This window comes from Croceicoccus marinus (assembly GCF_001661675.2).
Lineage (GTDB): Bacteria > Pseudomonadota > Alphaproteobacteria > Sphingomonadales > Sphingomonadaceae > Croceicoccus > Croceicoccus marinus.
Genome location: NZ_CP019603.1, coordinates 436,843 through 455,282 on the forward strand (window position 1 = coordinate 436,843; position 18,440 = coordinate 455,282).

Consider the following 18,440-nt stretch of genomic DNA (forward strand, 5'->3'; position numbering starts at 1 on the left):
GTCAGTAACCCTCCAGCCCCGCGAAGCGGTCGCGCAGAAAGGCGCTGCTGCCCCAGCGGTTTTCCAGCACGCGGGCGCGTTTCAGATAGTCGCCCACCGGGTATTCGTCGGTCATGCCGATGCCGCCATGCAGCTGGATCGCCTCGCGGCTCATCAGGTTCAGCACATCGTTGGCGCGCGCCTTGGCGATGCAGGCCGCCTGCGGCACCCGCCGCCCGCTGTCCAGCGCTTCCAGCCCGCCCTCGACCGCCGCGCGCATCGATGCGATCTCGGCGAACAGGTCGGCCATGCGGTGCTGCAGCGCCTGGAACGTCGCCAGCACCTGGTTGAACTGCACACGCTGCTTCAGATAATCGAGCGTGGTGTCGAACAGATGCTGCGCCATGCCCAGCATCTCGCAAGCGGTCAGGATACGCGCGCGGTCGAGCTTCCGCTCTACCATCTCCGCGTCGCCCAGACGCGTGGCGGGCGCGGCGTCGAACAGCACTTCGCCATGGCTGCGCCGGTCGGCCAGCACGCGCGCGTCGACCGAGACTCCCTCGCCCTTCTCCACCAGCCACAGCCCGTCCCCGACCGCGACGATGAAGATGCCCGCTTCCGCCGCATCGGCGACGAAGCTCTTGGTGCCGGTCAGCTTGCCATCCTCGACCCTGGCATCGATCTTGTGGAGCGCATGGCGCGGCCCCTCGTCCACCGCCAGCGCGGCAATCGTCTCGCCGCTTGCCAGCGCGGGCAGGTGGCGCGTTTTCGCGCCGTCGCTTTCGCCCTGCGCGATGGCCCAGGCGGCAATCGTGACGCCCATGATCGGGCTGGCCGCCAGCACCTTGCCCAGTTCCTCGACCACCAGCCCTGCCGACATCCAGCCGAAGTCGGACCCGCCGTGATCTTCGGGCACCATGATGCCCGCCCAGCCCATGCCGGCCATCGCCTGCCACGCATCAGGGTCAAAGCCCGCTCCGCTTTCGCAATCCCGCAGCGCGCGCCACGCCGTGAACGGGCTTTCGTTCGCCGCCCATTCGCGCGCCATGTCGCGCAGCATCGCCTGTTCGTCGTTCAGAACCGCCATCGTCCCAACTCCCTTACTGATGGTCCAGCATGCCCAGCACGCGCTTGGCGATGATATTGTTCTGGATCTCGGTCGACCCGCCATAGATCGTGGTCGCCTTGCCGAAGAGCCATGTGCGAACCCCCGCAAGCTCGGCTGCGGTAAAGCCCTCGCCTTCCCAGCCCAGACCCTGCAGGCCCATGATCTCGATGGCGAGCTCGGCACGTTCCTGCCCCAGTCTCGTGCCCGCCTTCTTCAGCACCGAACTGATTTCGCTGACCCCGCCCTGCGCCTTCGATTCCTCCGCCGCCTTGCGCGCGGTGAGCAGGAAGGCGGCCCAGCGGATCTCGAAATCGGCGATGCGGTCGCGCAGCACCCTGTCGGCCAGCTGCCCGTCCTCGCCCGTCTCGCGGTACATCTTCGCCAGTTCGCCCAACGTCGGCCCGCCCAGCCTGCCCATCGCATTACCGCCCGACAGATTGGTGCGCTCATGCTGCAACAGGCGCTTGCCGATGGTCCAGCCCTGCCCTTCCTCGCCGACCAGGTTCTCCTTGGGCACCTTCACATCGGTGAAGAAGGTCTCGCAGAACGGGCTCATCCCGCTGATCATGCGGATCGGGCGCACTTCCACGCCGGGGGCGTCCATGTCGATCAGCAGGAAAGAGATGCCCTTGTGCTTGTCCGACCGGTCGGTGCGGACCAGGCAAAAGCACTTGTCCGCCCATTGCCCGCCGCTGGTCCATGTCTTCTGCCCGTTGACGAGGTAATGGTCGCCCTGGTCCACCGCGCTGGTCTGCAGATTGGCAAGGTCCGACCCGGCATTGGGTTCGGAATAGCCCTGACACCAGCGGATCTCTCCCCGGCAGATCGGGGGGATGTGTTCCTTCTTCTGCGCCTCGCTGCCGAATTCCAGCAGGGTGGGGCCGAACATCATCACGCCCATGCCCTGAATCGGGTTATAGGCACCCGCCTTGGCAAGTTCCTCCTGCAGGATCGCCGCCTCGCGCCGCGACAACCCGCCGCCGCCATATTCGGCGGGCCATGTCGGAGTGCCCCATCCTCGCGATCCCATCGCCTCGCGCCATTGGCGCTGCGACTCGCTTTCGCCCGCGCCGCTTTCGACGCTGGCGAGCGCGTTGGATGCGCCCTTCAATTCGGGCGGGAAATTGGTCTGGATAAAGGCGCGCACATCCTCGCGAAAGGCGCTCTCGCTGACCTGCGCGGCGGGTTCGGCAGTGGTGGCCATGGGTATGCTCCTCGGGTCCTTACGTGGTGCCGGCATCGCGCACGACGCGCGCCTTCTCGGCGGCTTCGACCGCCTTGATCCGCGCGACATTCTCGCGGTGCCGCGCCTCGGTGATGGGGTAGAACAGCAGGAACAGCGTGCCGATCGTCCATAATCCCAGCGATGCGGGGATGTAATGCGCCAGCAGGCTCTGCTCCATCGCATAGGTGACAGCAGCAGGGTCGGCCTTTTCCGGGATGCCCGCCGAAGACACCACCAGCCCGGCGGCGAAAATGCCAAGGCCGGTCGAACATTGCTGCATGAAGCTGGCCGCGGCAAAGAACACGCCCGCCGCATGCTTGCCGCTGCGCGCGGCGTGATCCTCGACCACGTCAGCCAGCATGGAACTGGTGTTGATCAGCGACACCGCGATCATCGCGCCGTAACACGCACCGATGGCGAACAGCACCGGTACCAGCAGCGGATGGCCCACCGGCAGGAACAGCCCCAGATACGTTAGCGCCAGCGGCGAAATGCCCAGCGTGATGCCGGCGACGGCCATCACCATCGAAGTGGTGCGCTTGCCCCACCACTTGCTGAACTTGGGCGCCAGCGGCGCGGCAATGGTCGCCGCGACCAGCGAATCAAAGGTCAGCAGCGCGATCTGCCCCGCCCCCAGATCGAAGACATAGGTATAGAAATACAGCGTCGACGCGCTGTAGAGCCCGATCGCGGTGAACTTGAACACACCAAAGCCGAAGATCGCCAGAAAGCCGCGATTGCCGAAGGCGGACCCCATCTCGCGCAAATGACCCAGCGCGCTGGACTTCGGCTGGCCCACCGGGGCCTGCCGCATGTGGGCGATCTGGCTTTTCGTGCCGAAGCCGCAGACCAGTATCGCGACGAAGATCAGCGCGCCGCCCGCGATAGCAAAGCGTTCATAGCCCGCTGGGTTGAGCTGCCCGCGCGGAAACTCCAGCGTGGCGACGAAGAACACCGCCAGGCTAAAGGCAAGAAAACCGTACGACCCGACATAGCCGAACCAGTACCGCAGCGAGAACAGCCGCGTGCGCTGCGCGTAATCCGACGTCATCTCGGGGTTCATCGCGCTCGACGGGATTTCGAACATCGAGATCGAGATGCGCGTCAGCGAGGCCAGCGCGAAGATCCAGATGCCGGTCTGCACATCGGTCAATCCAGCGGGCGGAAACCATGTCAGCATGAAGAAGAAGGCGGTCGGGATCGCCGATCCGATGATGAACGGATGCCGCCGCCCCCAGCGCGAGCGGGTCGAATCGGACCAGCGCCCGATGACCGGATCGGCCACCGCATCGACCAGCAGCGTCAGCGCGATGGCGACCGACACGATGGCGGCGGGAATGCCGATGACCTGGTTGTAGAACAGCAGCAGATAGGCCGAAAACGCGGCATTCTTGACGCCGGTGGCGACCGCACCGAAGCCATAGCTGGCCTGCGCGGCGGCCGGGATGCGGCGCAGCACCTCATCCTCGGGCGCGTCGGCATCGACGGATGCGGGGATTGAGGCGGCGACGGCCGTGTTCATGCGCTATCCCCGCCGCCGGAAAAAGGGGCGGGATCGCGATACCGCATATTCTGAACGGCGACAGTCTCGCCCGGGCAACGGCCTATCGCGACGGGCGCATAGGACGCGCTGCGGATCACCCGCTCTCGCGCAACCGGCCCGCGCCGCCTTGCGGACGCATGGATTGCGGGTGTGTCGTCGAAATGCCAAGCCATCGGCCTCTCCGCCATTGCGCGCGCCCTTTCCGGAGCGTCGCCATCACCATACCCTGTTTTTGAATAGAGGCAACCGGCTTTATCGCCTGGGGCCTCACGCCTCCTCCACCCAGTCCTGCCGCAGCCTGCGCGATGCCAGCAGCATCAGCACCGCGGCGACCAGATAAAGCAGCTGCCCGAAGATCATCGACCAGCGCAGCGATTCCGTACCGAATTGCGGAGCGAGCAGGTCGGACATCTGACCCAGCACATAGATGCCCCCGCCCAGCCCCAGCAGATTGTTGATAAGCAGGAACAATGCCGACGCGGTCGACCGCTGCGCCGGCGCGACAAGGTGCTGCACTGCGGTCAACACCGGCCCAAGCCAGACATAGGCCATCGCCTGCGGGATCAGGAACAGCGCAAAGGCCAGCCCCAGATTGTCGGTCATGAAAATCGCCGCGACGAAGAACGGCGTCGCAATCGCATAGGCCATCGCGGGCAGCCGCGCATACCATGCCTTGTCGCGCGCGCCCATGCGGTCGCCCAGCAGGCCGCCCGTCAGCGTGCCGATCACTCCGCCCACCAGCATCAGTGCGCCCAAAAACCACGACGTCTGCAACAGGTCCAGGCCAAAGCTGCGGATCATCAGGCTGGGTTTCCAGAACAATATGCCATACCCCAGCATCGATCCCGAAGCCGCCCCGAACGACAGCAGCCAGAACGACGGCTTGCGCGCAAGGATGCGCGCGACCGTGGCGATCCTGGCGGCATCCGGCACATCCGTCGCCGCGGCGACCGGACGCGGCAGGTCGCGCACCACCAGCTTGAACAGCGGCGCGATGATCACGCCCGCGCATCCGACGACGACAAAGGCCAGCCGCCAGTCGATCGTCGCCGCGATCCAGCCGCCCGCCAATATGCCGCCCGCCGATCCCAGCGGAATTCCCATCGAATAGATCGCCAGCGCCAGCGAACGCTTCTTCGGCGGGAAATAATCACCGATCAGCGCATAGGAGGGCGCGACGCCGCCCGCCTCCCCCACGCCGACGCCAAGCCGGGCGAAAAAGATGTGCCAGAACCCCTGCGCCAGCGCGCAGGCGGCGGTAAAGCCGCTCCACACGACAAGGCTGATGGTGATGACCCAGCTCCTGCTGGTCCGGTCGGCCAGCGAAGCCAGCGGCACCGCCAGCGTGGAATAAAGCAACGCGAAAGCCAGTCCGCCCAGCAGCCCCATCTGCGCATCCGACAGGCCAAGATCGGCCTGGATCGGCGCGGCCAGGATCGCCAGGATCTGCCGGTCGAGGAAGTTGAAGATATAGACCAGAAGCAACATCGCCAGCACCGCGCCCGGCGATCGCGGCAGGTCCCGCCGTTCGATCATCACCCTCTCCCAGATAAGATGTCGGCGGCGTGTTTTGTCATACCGCGCTTTGGAAGAGGATAGGTTCTCCTGTTACTTTGTCCATACCCATTCTGGTAATCGGTCGCGCCCGTCCCTGTCATTCGATCCGCGAAAGCGGGCCGGGGCGCGGCAGTGTGATGGCCACGCTGGTCCAGTCGCCGCTGCTGACGATGTCGAGCTCGCCCTCGTGACGGCCGACGATGGCGGCGACCAAAGTCAGCCCCAGCCCGTGCCCCGGCAACCCGATCGCGCCCGATCCGCGGAAGAAGCGCTCGCTCAGCCGCTCGGCCTCGCCCTGGCGCAGCGGCGGGCCGTCATTGCCGACGGCGATCCGCACGCGGTCGCCCAGATCGGTCAGCGACACGCGGATCGCGCCGTCCGCCCGCCCATATTTGACGGCATTGTCCAGCAGATTGCCGATCGCCTGGAACAGCAGGTCGCGGTCGCCTTCCAGAACCGCCCGGCTCGGCCCCTCGGCCGACAGGGCGATCCCGCGCTGCGCGGCGGCGGGTTCGTAAAGCTCGACCGCGTCGCGCATGATCGCGGCCAGGTCGATCCCGGCGAAACCGATGTCGTGGCGATGCTCCTCGATCCGGCCGATCCGCAGCAGCGCGTCGAAGATCGCCTGCAGCCGCGCCATTTCGCGCAAGGCGGCGTCCAGCACCTGCATCCGGGTCCGCTCTCCCGCGTGGACCTGCACCGCTTGCTCAAGCTGCGCCTGCACGCGCGACAAGGGCGTGCGCAGCTCGTGCGCCAGATTGTCCGACACGCGCCTGACCGACTGGAACAGCGCTTCGTTGCGCTCCAGCATCAGGTTCAGCGTCTCGCTCAGCCGGTCGAAGTCGTCGCCGCTGCCGTGCACCGGCACGCGTTCGCCCAGCCGCCCGGTCATCACCTTGCGCGCGGTGACGGAAATCGCCTCGATCCGCAGGCCGATGGCGCGGCTCATCAGATAGCCCCCCGCCACCGCCAGCAGCAGGACCAGCACGATCAGCACGGGAAACGCCGCCCGCGCCGCCTGCTCGCGCTCCTCGAAACGCTCGGCATTGCGGCCCACGATCAGCCTTGTGCCATCGGCAAAGATGCGTTCGCGCGACAGCGCGCTGAAATCGATCTCGCCCCCTTCCAGGCTGACATCGGCCTCGATCGCGTAAAAGCCGTCGCGCGAGGTGCTGGGCCAGCTTGTCAGATTGCTGGTGACGACCCGGCCGTCCGGCGCGATCAGCGCATGGAACGCGCGCTCCGCCGTGCGCGAGCGGCGCGCCCGCTGCTCCAGCCTTTGCGCCAGCGCGTCGCGGCCTCCGGCTTCGTGAACCTGCGCCAGCGCGGCAAGCTCGCCGTCTACCTGCGTGCGGATCGCAGCCAGCGGGCGCGCGACCGCCAGCCAGTAATAGGCCGCGAACAGCAGCACCAGCGACGCGCAGAACAGCCCCGCATAGGTCAGCGCCAGCCGGAAGGAGAGCGACTTGACGATCCGTTCCATCAGACCGCTTTCCTCACGACCCGATCATATAGCCCGCGCCGCGCACCGTGCGGATCAGCGGGGCGTGCCCGCCCTCGTCCAGCTTCTGGCGCAGATTGCTGATATGCTGGTCGATGATGTTGGTCTGCGGGTCGAAATTATAGTCCCACACCCGCTCAAGCAGCATCGACCGGGTGACCACGCGGCCCGCATTGCGCACCAGCTCGATCAATATGCCGAATTCGCGGGTGGTCAGATCGATGCGTTTTCCGGCGCGGCGCACGGTGCGGGCCAGCGGATCTATCTCGAGATCCGCGAACAGGATCGGGCCGGACGGTTCGGGCTGGGGCGACTTGCGGCGGGCAAGCACTTCCACCCGCGCCAGCAGTTCGGACAGGGCGAAGGGCTTGGGCAAATAATCGTCGGCGCCTGCGCGCAGCCCCTTCACCCGCTCGTCCACGTCGCCCAGCGCGCTGACGATCAGCACCGGCGTCTCGTCATCGGTGGCGCGCAGCGCGGCCAGGATCTTCATCCCGTCGACATTGGGCAGCATGCGGTCGAGGATGATGACGTCATAGCTCTCGCAGCTGGCCTGCAGCAGGCCCTGCCGTCCGTCGGCGTGGCAGGTCACCACATGGCCCGCCTGGCGAAGCCCGGACGCGACATGCGCCGACAGCGCCTCGTCATCCTCTATCAGCAAGATCTGCATGCGCTTTTCGGTATCCAGCCGGGGCAGGGGCCGCGACGTTACCGGCTGATCCCCCTGCGGTCGAGTTCGGGAATGGTTCGACGCGGGAATCGGGCACCCGGCAGCGAACATGGGCAAAATCACATCTTGCTTCCATGCGCCGCCCACGGCTGCGCGCAACATCCATTGGCGTGAGCACATCCCCGACGCCCCCTGCACCCGCGCCCCCTTCACCCGCGACCCGCGCCCCGAAGCCATGACTCCGATCCTGCATGTCCCGGCAATCGGCGGCCAGCACCAGTTCGCGCATTTCCTGCCCGTCGCCTTCGAACTGGCGGCGAGCGGTACCTGCGATGTGCGGATCTTCGTACCCTCCCCCGCCGACGCGCACGCGGTAAGGGCGCTGGCGGCCCGGCTGGGCATGGCGGCGCCCGACATCACGGTGATGGACATGCCGCGCGCCGCCCGCGCGTCGCTGCCTTTCGCGCTGCGCAAGATCGCGCAGCTGCTGGCATGGGCGCCCCGCATCCGCCAGGCCGATGCGATCCTGTGCGCCGAACGGACCAGCACGATCCTGAAGCGCCTGCCGGGCCGCTGCCCGCCGCTGATCCACATCCCCCATGGCGCGGGCGACCGCGCAGTGGGGTTCGAGGATCGCTTCCGCTTCTTCGACCGGGTGATCGTGTCGGGCGCGAAGGACCGCGACCGGCTGATCCGCGAAGGCTGTGTCGCGGCGGATCGCTGCAGCGTCGGCGGCCCGGTCAAGCTGGCGGCCCTGCTGCGGCCAGGGGCCGAAAGGCCGCGCCCGCTGTCGGGCGTGCGGCCGGTGATCCTTTATAATCCGCATTTCCATCGCCGGATGGGCACTGGCCCGTTGATCGCGCGGCAGCTGGCGGAAACGATCCGCGCCGGCGACCGGTACGATTTGATCATCGCACCCCATGTCCGGTTGGCGCAGGGGCTGGGCCGCGCCGCGCGCGCCGAATGGGAAGCGCTGGCGGTGCCGGGCCGCGTGATGGTCGACCTCGGTTCCGAACGGTCGAGCGACATGAGCTATACGCTGGCCGCCGACCTCTATGTCGGCGACGTCAGCAGCCAGGTCTATGAATATCTGGTCCGCCCCCGTCCCTGCCTGTTCGTGAACGGGCACGGCGCGCAGTGGCGCGGCAATCCCGACTACGCGATGTGGCGCTTCGGCCCGGTGATAGAGCCGGGCGCGGATCTTGCCGCCGCCATCGACCATGCCTTCGCCAGCTGGACCGATTTCCGCGAGGCGCAGATGGCGCAGACGCAGGCCGCCTTCGACGGGATCGGCTGGGACGCGGCGGGCCATGCGCGCTTCCACGGCGCCGACCCGGTGCAGCGCGCCGCCGCCATCGTCACGCGCGAACTGGCGCAGGGCAGCGTGCCAGCCTGGGTGCCCGCGGGCGGGGAAACGCTGGCACCGGTGAGCGGCTGAGCCGGTCGCTCGCGCTAGCGGCTTACATCCGCTCCAGCGCGATCGCGGTTGCCTCGCCGCCGCCGATGCAGATGGCGGCGATGCCGCGCTTGAGGTCGCGCGTTTCCAGCGCGCCCAGCAGCGTCGCCATAATGCGCGCGCCCGATGCGCCGATCGGATGGCCCAGCGCGCAGGCCCCGCCGTTGACGTTGAGCTTTTCGCGGTCGATGCCCAGCTCCTTCTCGGCGATCAGCGCGACGACGGCAAAAGCCTCGTTCACCTCGAACAGATCGACATCGTCCATGGTCCAGCCGATGCGCTCCATCAGATTGCGCGTGGCATGCACTGGCGCGCTGGTGAACTTCGCGGGCTCATGCGCGAATGACGCATGGCCGACCACCTTCGCCACCGGCGTCATGCCCAGCCTCTCGGCCGTGCTGGCGCGGCACATCACCAGCGCCGCCGCCCCGTCCGAGATCGAGGAGCTGTTCGCCGCCGTCACCGTGCCATCGGGCACGAAGGCAGGGCGCAGCGTCGGGATCTTGTCGGCATTGGCCTTGCCCGGCTGCTCGTCCTCGCTCACCGTGTGGACACCCTTGCGGGTCTTTACCTCGACCGGCGTGATCTCGCGGTCGAAGGCGCCGGTTTCCTGCGCCTTCTTGGCCAGTGTCAGCGACCGGATCGCGTAATCGTCCTGCGCCTCGCGCGTGAACTGGTATTCGGTGGCCGCGCGGTCGGCGAACACGCCCATCAGCGTGCCTTCTTCATAGGCATCTTCCAGCCCGTCGAGGAACATCGAATCATTGACCGTGTCATGACCAAGCCGCGCACCGCCGCGATGCTTGGGCAGCAGGTAGGGCGCGCCGGTCATGCTCTCCATGCCGCCCGCGACCACCACGTCGGCGCTGCCGCCCGCGATCGAATCATAGGCCATCATCGCGGCCTGCATGCCCGATCCGCACATCTTGTTGATGGTGGTCGATGGCACATGCTCGCCCAGCCCGGCATGGATCGCGGCCTGCCGCGCGGGCGCCTGCCCCAGCCCCGCAGGAAGCACGCAGCCCATGATCACCTGGTCGACGTCGCTGCCCTCGATTCCGGCACGCTCGATCGCGGCCTTGACCGCAGCGGCGCCAAGCTGGGTGGATTTCACATCGGCAAACGCGCCCTGCAGGCCGCCCATGGGCGTGCGGGCATAGGATGCAATCACGATCGGATCGGTCATGGCGGGGTCTTTCTTATTACGCTTGAGAATATAGATTACTTGCTAGTATAACGACTTGCGGAGCAACGGTCAGGAGCACGCATGGCGCAAACCCCCTCTCCCTTCAGAACCGCCGAACAGCGCAGCCGCGACCGGCAGGCCAAGAAGCTGGCGCTGATGGAAGCGGCGGTACGCATGTTCAACACGCGCGGATTTCACGCGACCTCGCTCGACGACGTGGCGGCCTCGCTGGGCGTGACCAAGCCGACGGTCTACCACTATCTCGGCAACAAGGAGAGCGTGCTGCTCGAATGCCTGCGCTTCGGGCTGAAGCAATTGCTGGATGCCGCCACCGCCGCACGCGCCGAAAAAGGCATTGCGGCGGACCGGCTGCGCAGCTTCCTGATCGTCTTCGCGCAGGTGAACATGAGCGATTTCGGCCGCTGCGTCATCCGCACCCCCGATGAAGCGTTGAGCGAGGAAAGCCGCGAGGTCCTGCGCGGGCTGAAGCGCCAGATCCACGCCGAAATGCGCAGCCTGATCGCCGAGGGACAAGCCGACGGCTCGATCGCTTGCGGGGACCCCAACCTGCTCGCCTTCACCCTCGCGGGCGCGCTCAACTGGCCCGCGCGCTGGTTCGATGCCCACGCGTTCGGCGAAGGCGGCGGTCATTCGCCCGAGGAAACCGCGAGGAGACTGGTCGACAATCTCGCCGCGGGCTTCCTGCCCCGATCCTGATCGGAACCGGGGCGGAGCGAATGGCGCGCCGCCCGTCACCTCACAGCTTTTCCGTCAGCTCGGGCACGGCCTTATACAAATCGGCGACGAGGCCGATGTCGGCGACCTGGAAGATGGGTGCGTCCTCGTCCTTGTTGATGGCGATGATGGTCTTGGAATCCTTCATGCCCGCCAGGTGCTGGATCGCGCCAGATATGCCGATGGCGATGTAGACTTCGGGCGCGACGATCTTGCCGGTCTGGCCGACCTGGTAGTCGTTGGGGACATAGCCTGCGTCGACCGCGGCGCGCGATGCGCCCACGCCCGCACCCAGTCTGTCGGCGAGCGGCATGATGATCTGCTCGAACGTCTCGCCGTCCTTCAGCGCGCGGCCGCCCGAGACGATGATCTTCGCGCTGGTCAGTTCCGGCCGCTCGCTCTCGGCCAGTTCGGCGGACACGAAGCTGGACTTTCCGGTGTCGCCCGTGGATGCAACAGCCTCGATTTCGGCGCTACCGCCCTCGGCCTCGGCCTTGTCGAAGGCGGTGCCGCGTACGGTGATGACGAGCTTGACATCCGTGCTCTCGACCGTGGCGATGGCGTTGCCGGCATAGATCGGGCGGGTGAAGCTCTTCTCGCCCTCCACCGACAGGATGTCGCTGATCTGCATGACATCGAGCAGCGCCGCCACGCGCGGCGCGATGTTCTTGCCGGTGGTGGTGGCGGGGAACAGCACCGCGTCGTGGTGATCCATTAGCCCCTTGATCAGCGGCGCGACATTCTCGGCCAGCTGGTGTTCGTAGGCCGTGTCATCCGCGACATGGACCTTGCCCACGCCCGCGATCTTGCTTGCGGCTTCGGCGACCGCGCTGCAGCCCGCGCCCGCGACCAGCAGGTGCACCTCGCCCAGCTTCGATGCCGCCGTTACGGTTGCCAGCGTCGCATCGCCCAGATGCGCATTGTCGTGATCGACATAAACAAGCGTCTTCATGATCAGGCGACTCCCATTGCTTTGAGTTTTGCGACGAGTTCATCGACATCGGCGACCTTCACGCCTGCCTGCCGGACCGGCGGTTCGGACACCTTCAGCGTCTTCAGGCGAGGCGCGATGTCGACGCCGTAATCGGCCGGCGTCTTGGTCTCCAAGGGCTTCTTCTTCGCCTTCATGATGTTGGGCAGCGACGCATAGCGCGGCTCGTTCAGGCGCAGGTCCGTCGTGATGATCGCGGGCGTCGACAGGCGCACCGTCTCAAGCCCGCCGTCGACTTCGCGCGTCACCTTCACGTGATCGCCGTCCATCTCGACCTTCGATGCGAACGTGCCCTGCGGCAGTTCCATCAGCGCGGCCAGCATCTGGCCCGTCTGGTTGCTGTCGTCGTCGATCGCCTGCTTGCCCAGGATGATCAGGCCCGGTTCGACCTCGGCCGCGACGGCTTTGAGAATCTTGGCCACCGCAAGAGGCTCGACCTCCTCATCGGTCTCGACCAGCACCGCGCTGTCCGCGCCCATCGCCAGCGCCGTGCGCAGCGTTTCTGCCGCCTTCGCAGGCCCGATGCTCACCGCCACGATCTCGCTGACCGCGCCCGCTTCCTTCAACCGGATCGCTTCCTCCACCGCGATCTCGTCGAACGGGTTCATGCTCATCTTCACATTCGCAAGATCGACACCAGAACCATCCGCCTTAACTCGCGGCTTCACATTGTAGTCGATCACCCGCTTTACCGGGACCAGGGCTTTCATGATTTGGCTTCCTTCTCGATAATGTCCGACCGCCCCCGCAAGATGCGGTTCGCGGTCAAGTCTTGTCCGTCATCTTCCTGCATTCGATCGGCAATTCCGCCCGGCTTTCGCAAGGGCCGACCGGGCGCGAAACAGGTGTCGCTGGCTGCAACACTCCAATCCGGCGCGCCCGATCCTGTTCCGCGCGGAATGCTGCGCCGGATCACTTGGGCGCCATCCTGATCGCACCGTCAAGGCGGATCGTCTCGCCGTTCAGCATCGGGTTGGCGACAATCGATTCGACAAGCTGCGCATATTCGTCGGGCTTGCCGAGACGGCTGGGGAACGGCGCCTGCTTGCCCAGCGATTCCTGCACTTCGGGCGAAAAGGATTCCATCATCGGCGTCAGGAACAGCCCCGGCGCGATGGCCATCACGCGGATGCCATGGCGCGCCATCTCGCGCGCGATGGGCAGCGTCATGCCGACTACCCCGGCCTTCGACGCGGCATAGCCCGCCTGCCCGATCTGCCCTTCATAGGCCGCGACGCTGGCAGTGCTGATCGCCACGCCGCGCTCCTCGCCGATTGGGTCGGCATCGATGATCCGCGCGGCGAATTTCGACAGCACGTTATAGCTGCCGATCAGATTGATGTTCACGATCCGCGCGAAATCGGCGAGCGGAGCCGGATTGCCGTCGCGGTCCACCATCTTCCGGGGCGGAGCGATCCCCGCGCAATTGACGAGGATGCGGGCCTTGCCGTTCGCCGCCTCGGCTTCCTCGACCGCCCTGGCCACGCCGTCCTCGTCGGTGACGTCGACCTTGGCGAACCGCCCGCCGATTTTCGCGGCATGCGCCTCGCCCTTGTCGGTGTCGAGGTCGAAGATGGTCACCTTGCCGCCCAGCCCGGCGAGATGCGCGGCGGTTGCGCCGCCCAGTCCCGACGCGCCGCCGGTGACGATGGCTGCCAGCCCTTCCACTTTCATGTCCTCGATCCTTCGTTCTGCTTTTATGCGCCCGTATAGGCGCCAGTATGTATACCCGCCAGTAGATAATAGCCCAGCCCGTATGCTGTCAACGTGGCTTGATCCCCCGCGCAGCACCTGTAAGCCCGGCCGGATCGACTGCCACCGGCGCAGGACAAGCGAGAGAGGTTCCATGACCGAGACCATCCCGATGCGATCATGGCTGTTCGCCCCGGGCGACAGCGAGCGCAAGATGCTGAAATGCGCCGAAAGCGATGCGGACATTGCGCTGTTCGACCTTGAGGATGCGGTCACCGTGGACCGCAAGCCCGACGCGCGCTCGATGGTCCGCGATCTGCTGCATTCGCGCGATTCCGGGCGCGAACGGCTGTGGGTGCGGATCAACCCGGTCGACGGCCCATTCGCGGTGGACGACCTTGCCGCGGTGATGCCCGGCAGGCCCGGCGGCATCATGCTGCCCAAGTCGCGCGGACGCCGCGATGTCGAACTGCTGGACCATTACCTTACCGCGCTGGAAGCGGCGAACGGGATCGCACAGGGATCGACGAAAGTCATCGCGCTCGTCACCGAAGCGGCAGAGGCGATGTTCACCACCGGCGATTACGCGGGCGCGCCGCGACTGGCCGCCATGACCTGGGGCGCGGAGGATCTGGCCGATGCGCTGGGCGCCAGCAACAACCGCGACGCCAGCGGCGACTATGATTTCACCTACAGGCTGGCGCGCAGCCTGTGCCTGATCGGCGCGGCCAGCGCGGGCGTACTGCCGATCGAGACGATCCACGGCGATTTCCGCGACATCGACGGACTGCGCGCCCGCGCCGACATGGTCCGCGCGCAAGGCTATCGCGGCATGCTGGCGATCCACCCGGCGCAGGTCGCGGTCATCAACGAGGCGTTCACCCCCAGCGAGAAGGAAATCGCCGCCGCGCAGGAGATCGTCGACCTGTTCGCCGCCAATCCCGGCGTGGGGGCAATCGGCTACAAGGGGGGCATGCTCGACCGCCCCTATCTCGCGCGGGCCGAAACGGTGCTGCGACTGGCGGGGCGTAGCTAGGGCCGCCAGTGGACCGGGCCGAGGACCGCGAGTGCCGCGCCTTGCTGCGCAGCATGTTCGGCGCCGCCATCGCCGCGGCTGCCCCCGACCGCGCGGTCGCGGCCAACCTGCCCGACCGGCCCGGCGGGCGCTGCCTGGTCGTCGGCGCGGGCAAGGCCTCGGCCGCGATGGCATTGGCGGTGGAAGCGGCATGGCCCGATGTCGCGCTGCAAGGCGTCGTTTCGACCCGCTACGGCCATGGCGCTGCCTGCAAGCGGATCAGGATCGTCGAGGCGGGCCATCCGGTCCCCGACGCGAACAGCCTCGCCGCGGCGGACGCCATGCTGGAACTGCTGCAGGGCGCGGGGCCCGGCGATCTGGTGCTGGCGCTGGTCTCCGGCGGCGGCTCGGCCTGTCTCGCCCGCCCGATCGCGGGGGTGACATTGGCCGACAAGCAGGCGATCACCCGTGAATTGCTGCGCAGCGGCGCCCCGATCGGCGAGATGAACCGGGTCCGCAAGGCGCTATCGGCGGTCAAGGGCGGCGGACTGGCCCGCGCCGCCGGATCGGCGCGCATATGCACCCTGGTCATCAGCGACGTGCCCGGCGACGATCCAGCCGATGTCGCATCCGGCCCGACCATCCCCCATGCCGGACGGCCCGAAGACGCGCTCGAGATTCTTGACCGCCACGGCATCGCCCTGCCCGACCGGGTGCGAACCGCCATTCTGGCGCAATCCGCCCTCCCCGCCATCGACCGCCCACAGGACGAGGTGCGCCTGATCGCCAGCCCTTCGCAATCCTTGGCCGCCGCCGCATCGCTGGCGCGCGATCATGGCTATGCCATCGTCGATCTGGGCGACCGGGTTCAGGGCGAAGCCGCGCAAGTCGCCGCCCGCCATGCCGAACTGGCCCTGCGCCTCGCGGCGCAAGGCGGCCCGCCCACCGCCATAGTGTCGGGCGGAGAAACCACCGTCACCCTGCCGCAAGGCTGCACGGGATCGGGCGGGCGCAACAGTGAATATCAGCTTGCGCTGGCCCGCGCCTTGGACGGCCATCCGCGCATCTGGTCCATCGCGGGCGATTCCGACGGGATCGACGGCGCTTCCGATGCGGCAGGGGCGATCGCTGCACCCGGCACGCTGGCCCGCGCATCACGCCTCGGGCTCGATATCGACCGCGCGCTGGCCGATCACGATTCGCACAGGTTCTTCGCCGCGGGCGATCTGGTGATCACCGGACCGACGCGCACCAATGTGAACGACATCCGCATCCAGCTGGTCCGCTAGCCTGCCGCAGCCCCCGACCCTTTCAGCAGCGCCATGCGCAGGCACTGGCACACGATTTCCTCGCGCTGGTTGACCAGCTCGTGCCGAAAGGTGACGATCCCGCATCCGGGGCGCGAGCCGGAATCCTTCAATTCCACCACCTTGGTCCGCGCCCGCAGCGTGTCGCCGATGAACACCGGCGCTGGCATCGTCAGCCTGTCATAGCCCAGATTGGCGACCAGCGTGCCCAACGTGGTGTCCCCCACCGACAGCCCGATCATCAGCGCGAAGGTAAAGGTCCCGTTGACCAGGATCTGCCCGAACTCGCTCTGCCTCGCCGCCTCGACGTCAAGATGCAGCGGCTGCGGATTATGGGTCATGGTGGTGAACAGCAGATTGTCGGTTTCGGTCACCGTCCGCCCGATCTCGTGCGTCAGCGTGTCGCCCACGCTCCACTGGTCATAGAATCGGCCCGCCATCTCTCTTCTCCCCGGAATGGTCCTGCCAGCCCTGTCGCGCCTGAAGCCCGATACTGCAATGGGCTTGGCGGTTCGCGGCCCGGCTAGACCAGCGTGGGGCGAGAGCGGATCGCGTTCAGCACCTGCGGGGCGACGATATAGACCGCGTGCCGCCCGCCGCCGCGATTGCGGTGGTCCTTGACCCGCCCCGCGTAATGGCGGCGCACGAAGCCCGCCTTTACCAGGTCGGAGACCGCGCGGCTGACATTGGCCTTGCCGACCGCCAGCGCTTCCTCCTCCAGCGCGGCGTCGACCAGCCCTTCCTCGCTGGCGCGCGGGCCCAGACGCAGCTCCACCTTGCGGCGCATCGCGGCGCGGCGATGGTCGCGCGCCGCCAGCGGTACCAGCTTCTCCGCCACCCATTCGCGCAGGGGTTGGCGCACACCCCCCGGCCCCGCCACCCAGGGCCCCGCCTGCCCGTCGGGGCGCGCGGCCTCGGCAATCAGGCCCAGCACCATGAAGGCATAGCGCGGCCGCCGCGAATTCTGCGCCAGCGCGTTAAGGATCGAGCCAAGATCTTCGGCCCGCGGCGAGCTTTGCTGCGTGTACATACCGTGAATCTGCCACGCCGCGAATCGCTTGTGAATCCCTCTCGTGCCGCGGTCTGCCGGCGGGGTGCACGTTTTGTCATGCGTGACACTTTGCCCGCGAGCTGCCGTCCGAAATCTGGCATTGTCCAGCCCGCTTTCCGAACTCGCCCTGCAAAATGGCGGACAGCAGGCCGAACGATCGAAACGACAAGCCCAGAGCAGAAGCGCCGCGCCCCGGCAAAGTGTCACCCGTGGCCGCCAATCGGCAAAAGACGCAGCGAAGCAGTCGGCGGGTCGCAAAGGCACCCCGCCCGCTGCCTGCCGCCAATGAAGCATGCGCCGTTCAGACGGAACGGTAGAAGGCGATGCTCATCTCGCCCTCGACGCATTCCATGATCAGCGGGACCAGCCGGTCGTGGAAATCGATGCTCATATGCGTGTCGAACGCGGCATCGTCGCGAAAGGTGGCGACGACCTGGAACAGGTCGGGATCGTCCTCGGACTGGAACAGCTCATAGACGACGACGCCCGGCTCCTGCTCGAACGCCAGCGTCTTCAGCTCGCTCTGATAGGCGATGAGGTCGCCTCGCCGGTCCGGCTTGGCGCGCAATTGCGCGATGAAGCTCTTCCCGCTCATCGGGCGGGCTCCAGGTCGTGCAGCATCTCGCGCTCGTAATGGCCGTCCATGCATTCGATCATCTCGGCGATCAGCGGCTTGTTCTGCTCGTATTCCATGTGTGCCTTGTCGGCGTTCTCGTCGGTAAAGGATTCAAGCACCGCGAACATGTGCGGTTCGTCGAGGCGGAAGAACTGGAAATGCAGCACGCCCGGCTCCTGCGGCGCCTGCTCCTCCATGCGCCGGGCCGCCGCGACAAAGCGGTCCTCCTCTCCGGGCTTGATGCGAAAACGCGACAGGAAGCTATAGGCCATGTGATCCTCTCCTCGGCAGCCGGCCTGAACGCCGGTTCTTGCACCAATAAAAAACAGACATGTTTGCATTTGGAAAGGGTCATTGCGCGTCGGCGTGCAGGTCTCACCCTCGGAAACCGCGCTCACACCGGCCGGTGCAACCTGCGCAACAAGGGGCTTGCAAAAAATACAAACATGCATGAATGTCTGTTTATGCCCGGCCCGGGCTTCATTGCCGTCTCCGCAAAGAGGGACGGAATGGGGAGAGGAAATGCCATGAACACCAAGTTCGCCGCCCAGTGTGCCCTGTCCGCATTGGCCATCGCCACCCTGCCGGCCACCGCCTTCGCGCAGGACATGACGGACCCCGCTACCGACGAAACCGAAACCGCAGGCAATGCGGAACAGGCCGATCCGGCGCCCACCCCGCGCACCGGCCTGAACGAGATCGTGGTCACCGCCACCCGTCGCAATTCCGACCTCCAGACCACGCCGATCGCGGTGTCCGCGATCGACAGCCAGCTGATCCAGCAATCCTCGCCGCGCGACATCGGCGA

The 18,440-nt window shown here is 66.8% G+C and carries 18 protein-coding genes; 4 read left to right on the top strand and 14 right to left on the bottom strand.

From position 1 onward, the window contains the following. Nucleotide 1 precedes the first annotated feature (1 nt). The 6 genes from A9D14_RS16175 to A9D14_RS16200 form a co-directional block, all read right to left on the bottom strand. On the bottom strand, nucleotides 2-1,066 hold the full coding sequence (locus A9D14_RS16175; RefSeq protein WP_066850224.1) for an acyl-CoA dehydrogenase family protein: 1,065 nt from the start codon (nucleotides 1,064-1,066) through the stop codon (nucleotides 2-4). A 13-nt stretch (nucleotides 1,067-1,079) separates the two neighbouring features. Next, complete coding sequence (locus A9D14_RS16180; protein WP_066850236.1) at nucleotides 1,080-2,291, bottom strand: acyl-CoA dehydrogenase family protein; 1,212 nt, start codon at nucleotides 2,289-2,291, stop codon at nucleotides 1,080-1,082. Between the two features lie 19 nt (nucleotides 2,292-2,310). After that, nucleotides 2,311-3,834, bottom strand: a complete 1,524-nt coding sequence (locus tag A9D14_RS16185; protein ID WP_083988127.1) for an MFS transporter — start codon at nucleotides 3,832-3,834, stop codon at nucleotides 2,311-2,313. Between the two features lie 288 nt (nucleotides 3,835-4,122). Continuing rightward, on the bottom strand, nucleotides 4,123-5,391 hold the full coding sequence (locus A9D14_RS16190; RefSeq protein ID WP_066850239.1) for a spinster family MFS transporter: 1,269 nt from the start codon (nucleotides 5,389-5,391) through the stop codon (nucleotides 4,123-4,125). 118 nt (nucleotides 5,392-5,509) lie between these two features. Next, a complete protein-coding gene (locus A9D14_RS16195) occupies nucleotides 5,510-6,895 on the bottom strand; it encodes a sensor histidine kinase (protein WP_066850242.1) in 1,386 nt (461 codons plus the stop codon). A gap of 13 nt (nucleotides 6,896-6,908) precedes the next feature. Continuing rightward, nucleotides 6,909-7,583, bottom strand: a complete 675-nt coding sequence (locus tag A9D14_RS16200) for a response regulator transcription factor (RefSeq protein WP_066850700.1) — start codon at nucleotides 7,581-7,583, stop codon at nucleotides 6,909-6,911. A 109-nt stretch (nucleotides 7,584-7,692) separates the two neighbouring features. On the opposite strand from A9D14_RS16200, the gene A9D14_RS16205 reads away from it, so the two are divergent. After that, nucleotides 7,693-9,021, top strand: a complete 1,329-nt coding sequence (locus A9D14_RS16205; protein WP_066850245.1) for a hypothetical protein — start codon at nucleotides 7,693-7,695, stop codon at nucleotides 9,019-9,021. Nucleotides 9,022-9,043: 22 nt separating this feature from the next. On the opposite strand, the gene A9D14_RS16210 is transcribed toward A9D14_RS16205, so the two are convergent. Continuing rightward, the gene (locus tag A9D14_RS16210) at nucleotides 9,044-10,225 is read right to left on the bottom strand and encodes an acetyl-CoA C-acyltransferase (RefSeq protein ID WP_066850247.1); all 1,182 of its coding nucleotides are present in this window, start codon (nucleotides 10,223-10,225) and stop codon (nucleotides 9,044-9,046) included. 81 nt (nucleotides 10,226-10,306) lie between these two features. Between A9D14_RS16210 and A9D14_RS16215 the strand changes: the two genes are divergently transcribed. Continuing rightward, entirely contained in the window at nucleotides 10,307-10,942 is a 636-nt protein-coding gene (locus A9D14_RS16215) for a TetR/AcrR family transcriptional regulator (protein WP_066850249.1), read from the top strand. Nucleotides 10,943-10,982: 40 nt separating this feature from the next. Here A9D14_RS16215 and A9D14_RS16220 read toward each other — a convergent pair whose 3' ends face one another. From A9D14_RS16220 to A9D14_RS16230, 3 genes are all read right to left on the bottom strand, one after another. Next, entirely contained in the window at nucleotides 10,983-11,912 is a 930-nt protein-coding gene (locus A9D14_RS16220; RefSeq protein WP_066850252.1) for an electron transfer flavoprotein subunit alpha/FixB family protein, read from the bottom strand. Between the two features lie 2 nt (nucleotides 11,913-11,914). Next, a complete protein-coding gene (locus tag A9D14_RS16225) occupies nucleotides 11,915-12,661 on the bottom strand; it encodes an electron transfer flavoprotein subunit beta/FixA family protein (RefSeq protein WP_066850255.1) in 747 nt (248 codons plus the stop codon). 202 nt (nucleotides 12,662-12,863) lie between these two features. Further along, a complete protein-coding gene (locus A9D14_RS16230) occupies nucleotides 12,864-13,625 on the bottom strand; it encodes an SDR family NAD(P)-dependent oxidoreductase (protein ID WP_066850257.1) in 762 nt (253 codons plus the stop codon). A gap of 172 nt (nucleotides 13,626-13,797) precedes the next feature. Here A9D14_RS16230 and A9D14_RS16235 point away from each other — a divergent pair, with 172 nt between their 5' ends. Both A9D14_RS16235 and A9D14_RS16240 read left to right on the top strand, forming a co-directional pair. Then, nucleotides 13,798-14,679, top strand: a complete 882-nt coding sequence (locus tag A9D14_RS16235) for an HpcH/HpaI aldolase/citrate lyase family protein (protein WP_066850260.1) — start codon at nucleotides 13,798-13,800, stop codon at nucleotides 14,677-14,679. An 8-nt stretch (nucleotides 14,680-14,687) separates the two neighbouring features. Next, complete coding sequence (locus A9D14_RS16240; RefSeq protein WP_232468988.1) at nucleotides 14,688-15,947, top strand: glycerate kinase type-2 family protein; 1,260 nt, start codon at nucleotides 14,688-14,690, stop codon at nucleotides 15,945-15,947. On the opposite strand, the gene A9D14_RS16245 is transcribed toward A9D14_RS16240, so the two are convergent. The 4 genes from A9D14_RS16245 to A9D14_RS20200 form a co-directional block, all read right to left on the bottom strand. Beyond that, nucleotides 15,944-16,405, bottom strand: coding sequence for a MaoC family dehydratase (locus tag A9D14_RS16245; RefSeq protein WP_066850263.1), 462 nt, complete (start codon nucleotides 16,403-16,405; stop codon nucleotides 15,944-15,946). The two genes, A9D14_RS16240 and A9D14_RS16245, sit on opposite strands and share 4 nt — an antisense overlap. An 83-nt stretch (nucleotides 16,406-16,488) precedes the next feature. After that, nucleotides 16,489-16,995 carry a hypothetical protein gene (locus A9D14_RS16250; RefSeq protein ID WP_066850266.1) on the bottom strand — a complete coding sequence of 169 codons (507 nt, stop codon included), beginning with the start codon at nucleotides 16,993-16,995 and terminating at the stop codon, nucleotides 16,489-16,491. Between the two features lie 322 nt (nucleotides 16,996-17,317). Then, the gene (locus A9D14_RS16255; protein WP_066850269.1) at nucleotides 17,318-17,611 is read right to left on the bottom strand and encodes a putative quinol monooxygenase; all 294 of its coding nucleotides are present in this window, start codon (nucleotides 17,609-17,611) and stop codon (nucleotides 17,318-17,320) included. Beyond that, nucleotides 17,608-18,417, bottom strand: coding sequence for a putative quinol monooxygenase (locus tag A9D14_RS20200; protein ID WP_232468991.1), 810 nt, complete (start codon nucleotides 18,415-18,417; stop codon nucleotides 17,608-17,610). The genes A9D14_RS16255 and A9D14_RS20200 overlap by 4 nt, the downstream gene beginning before the upstream one ends. Between the last annotated feature and the right edge of the window lie 23 nt (nucleotides 18,418-18,440).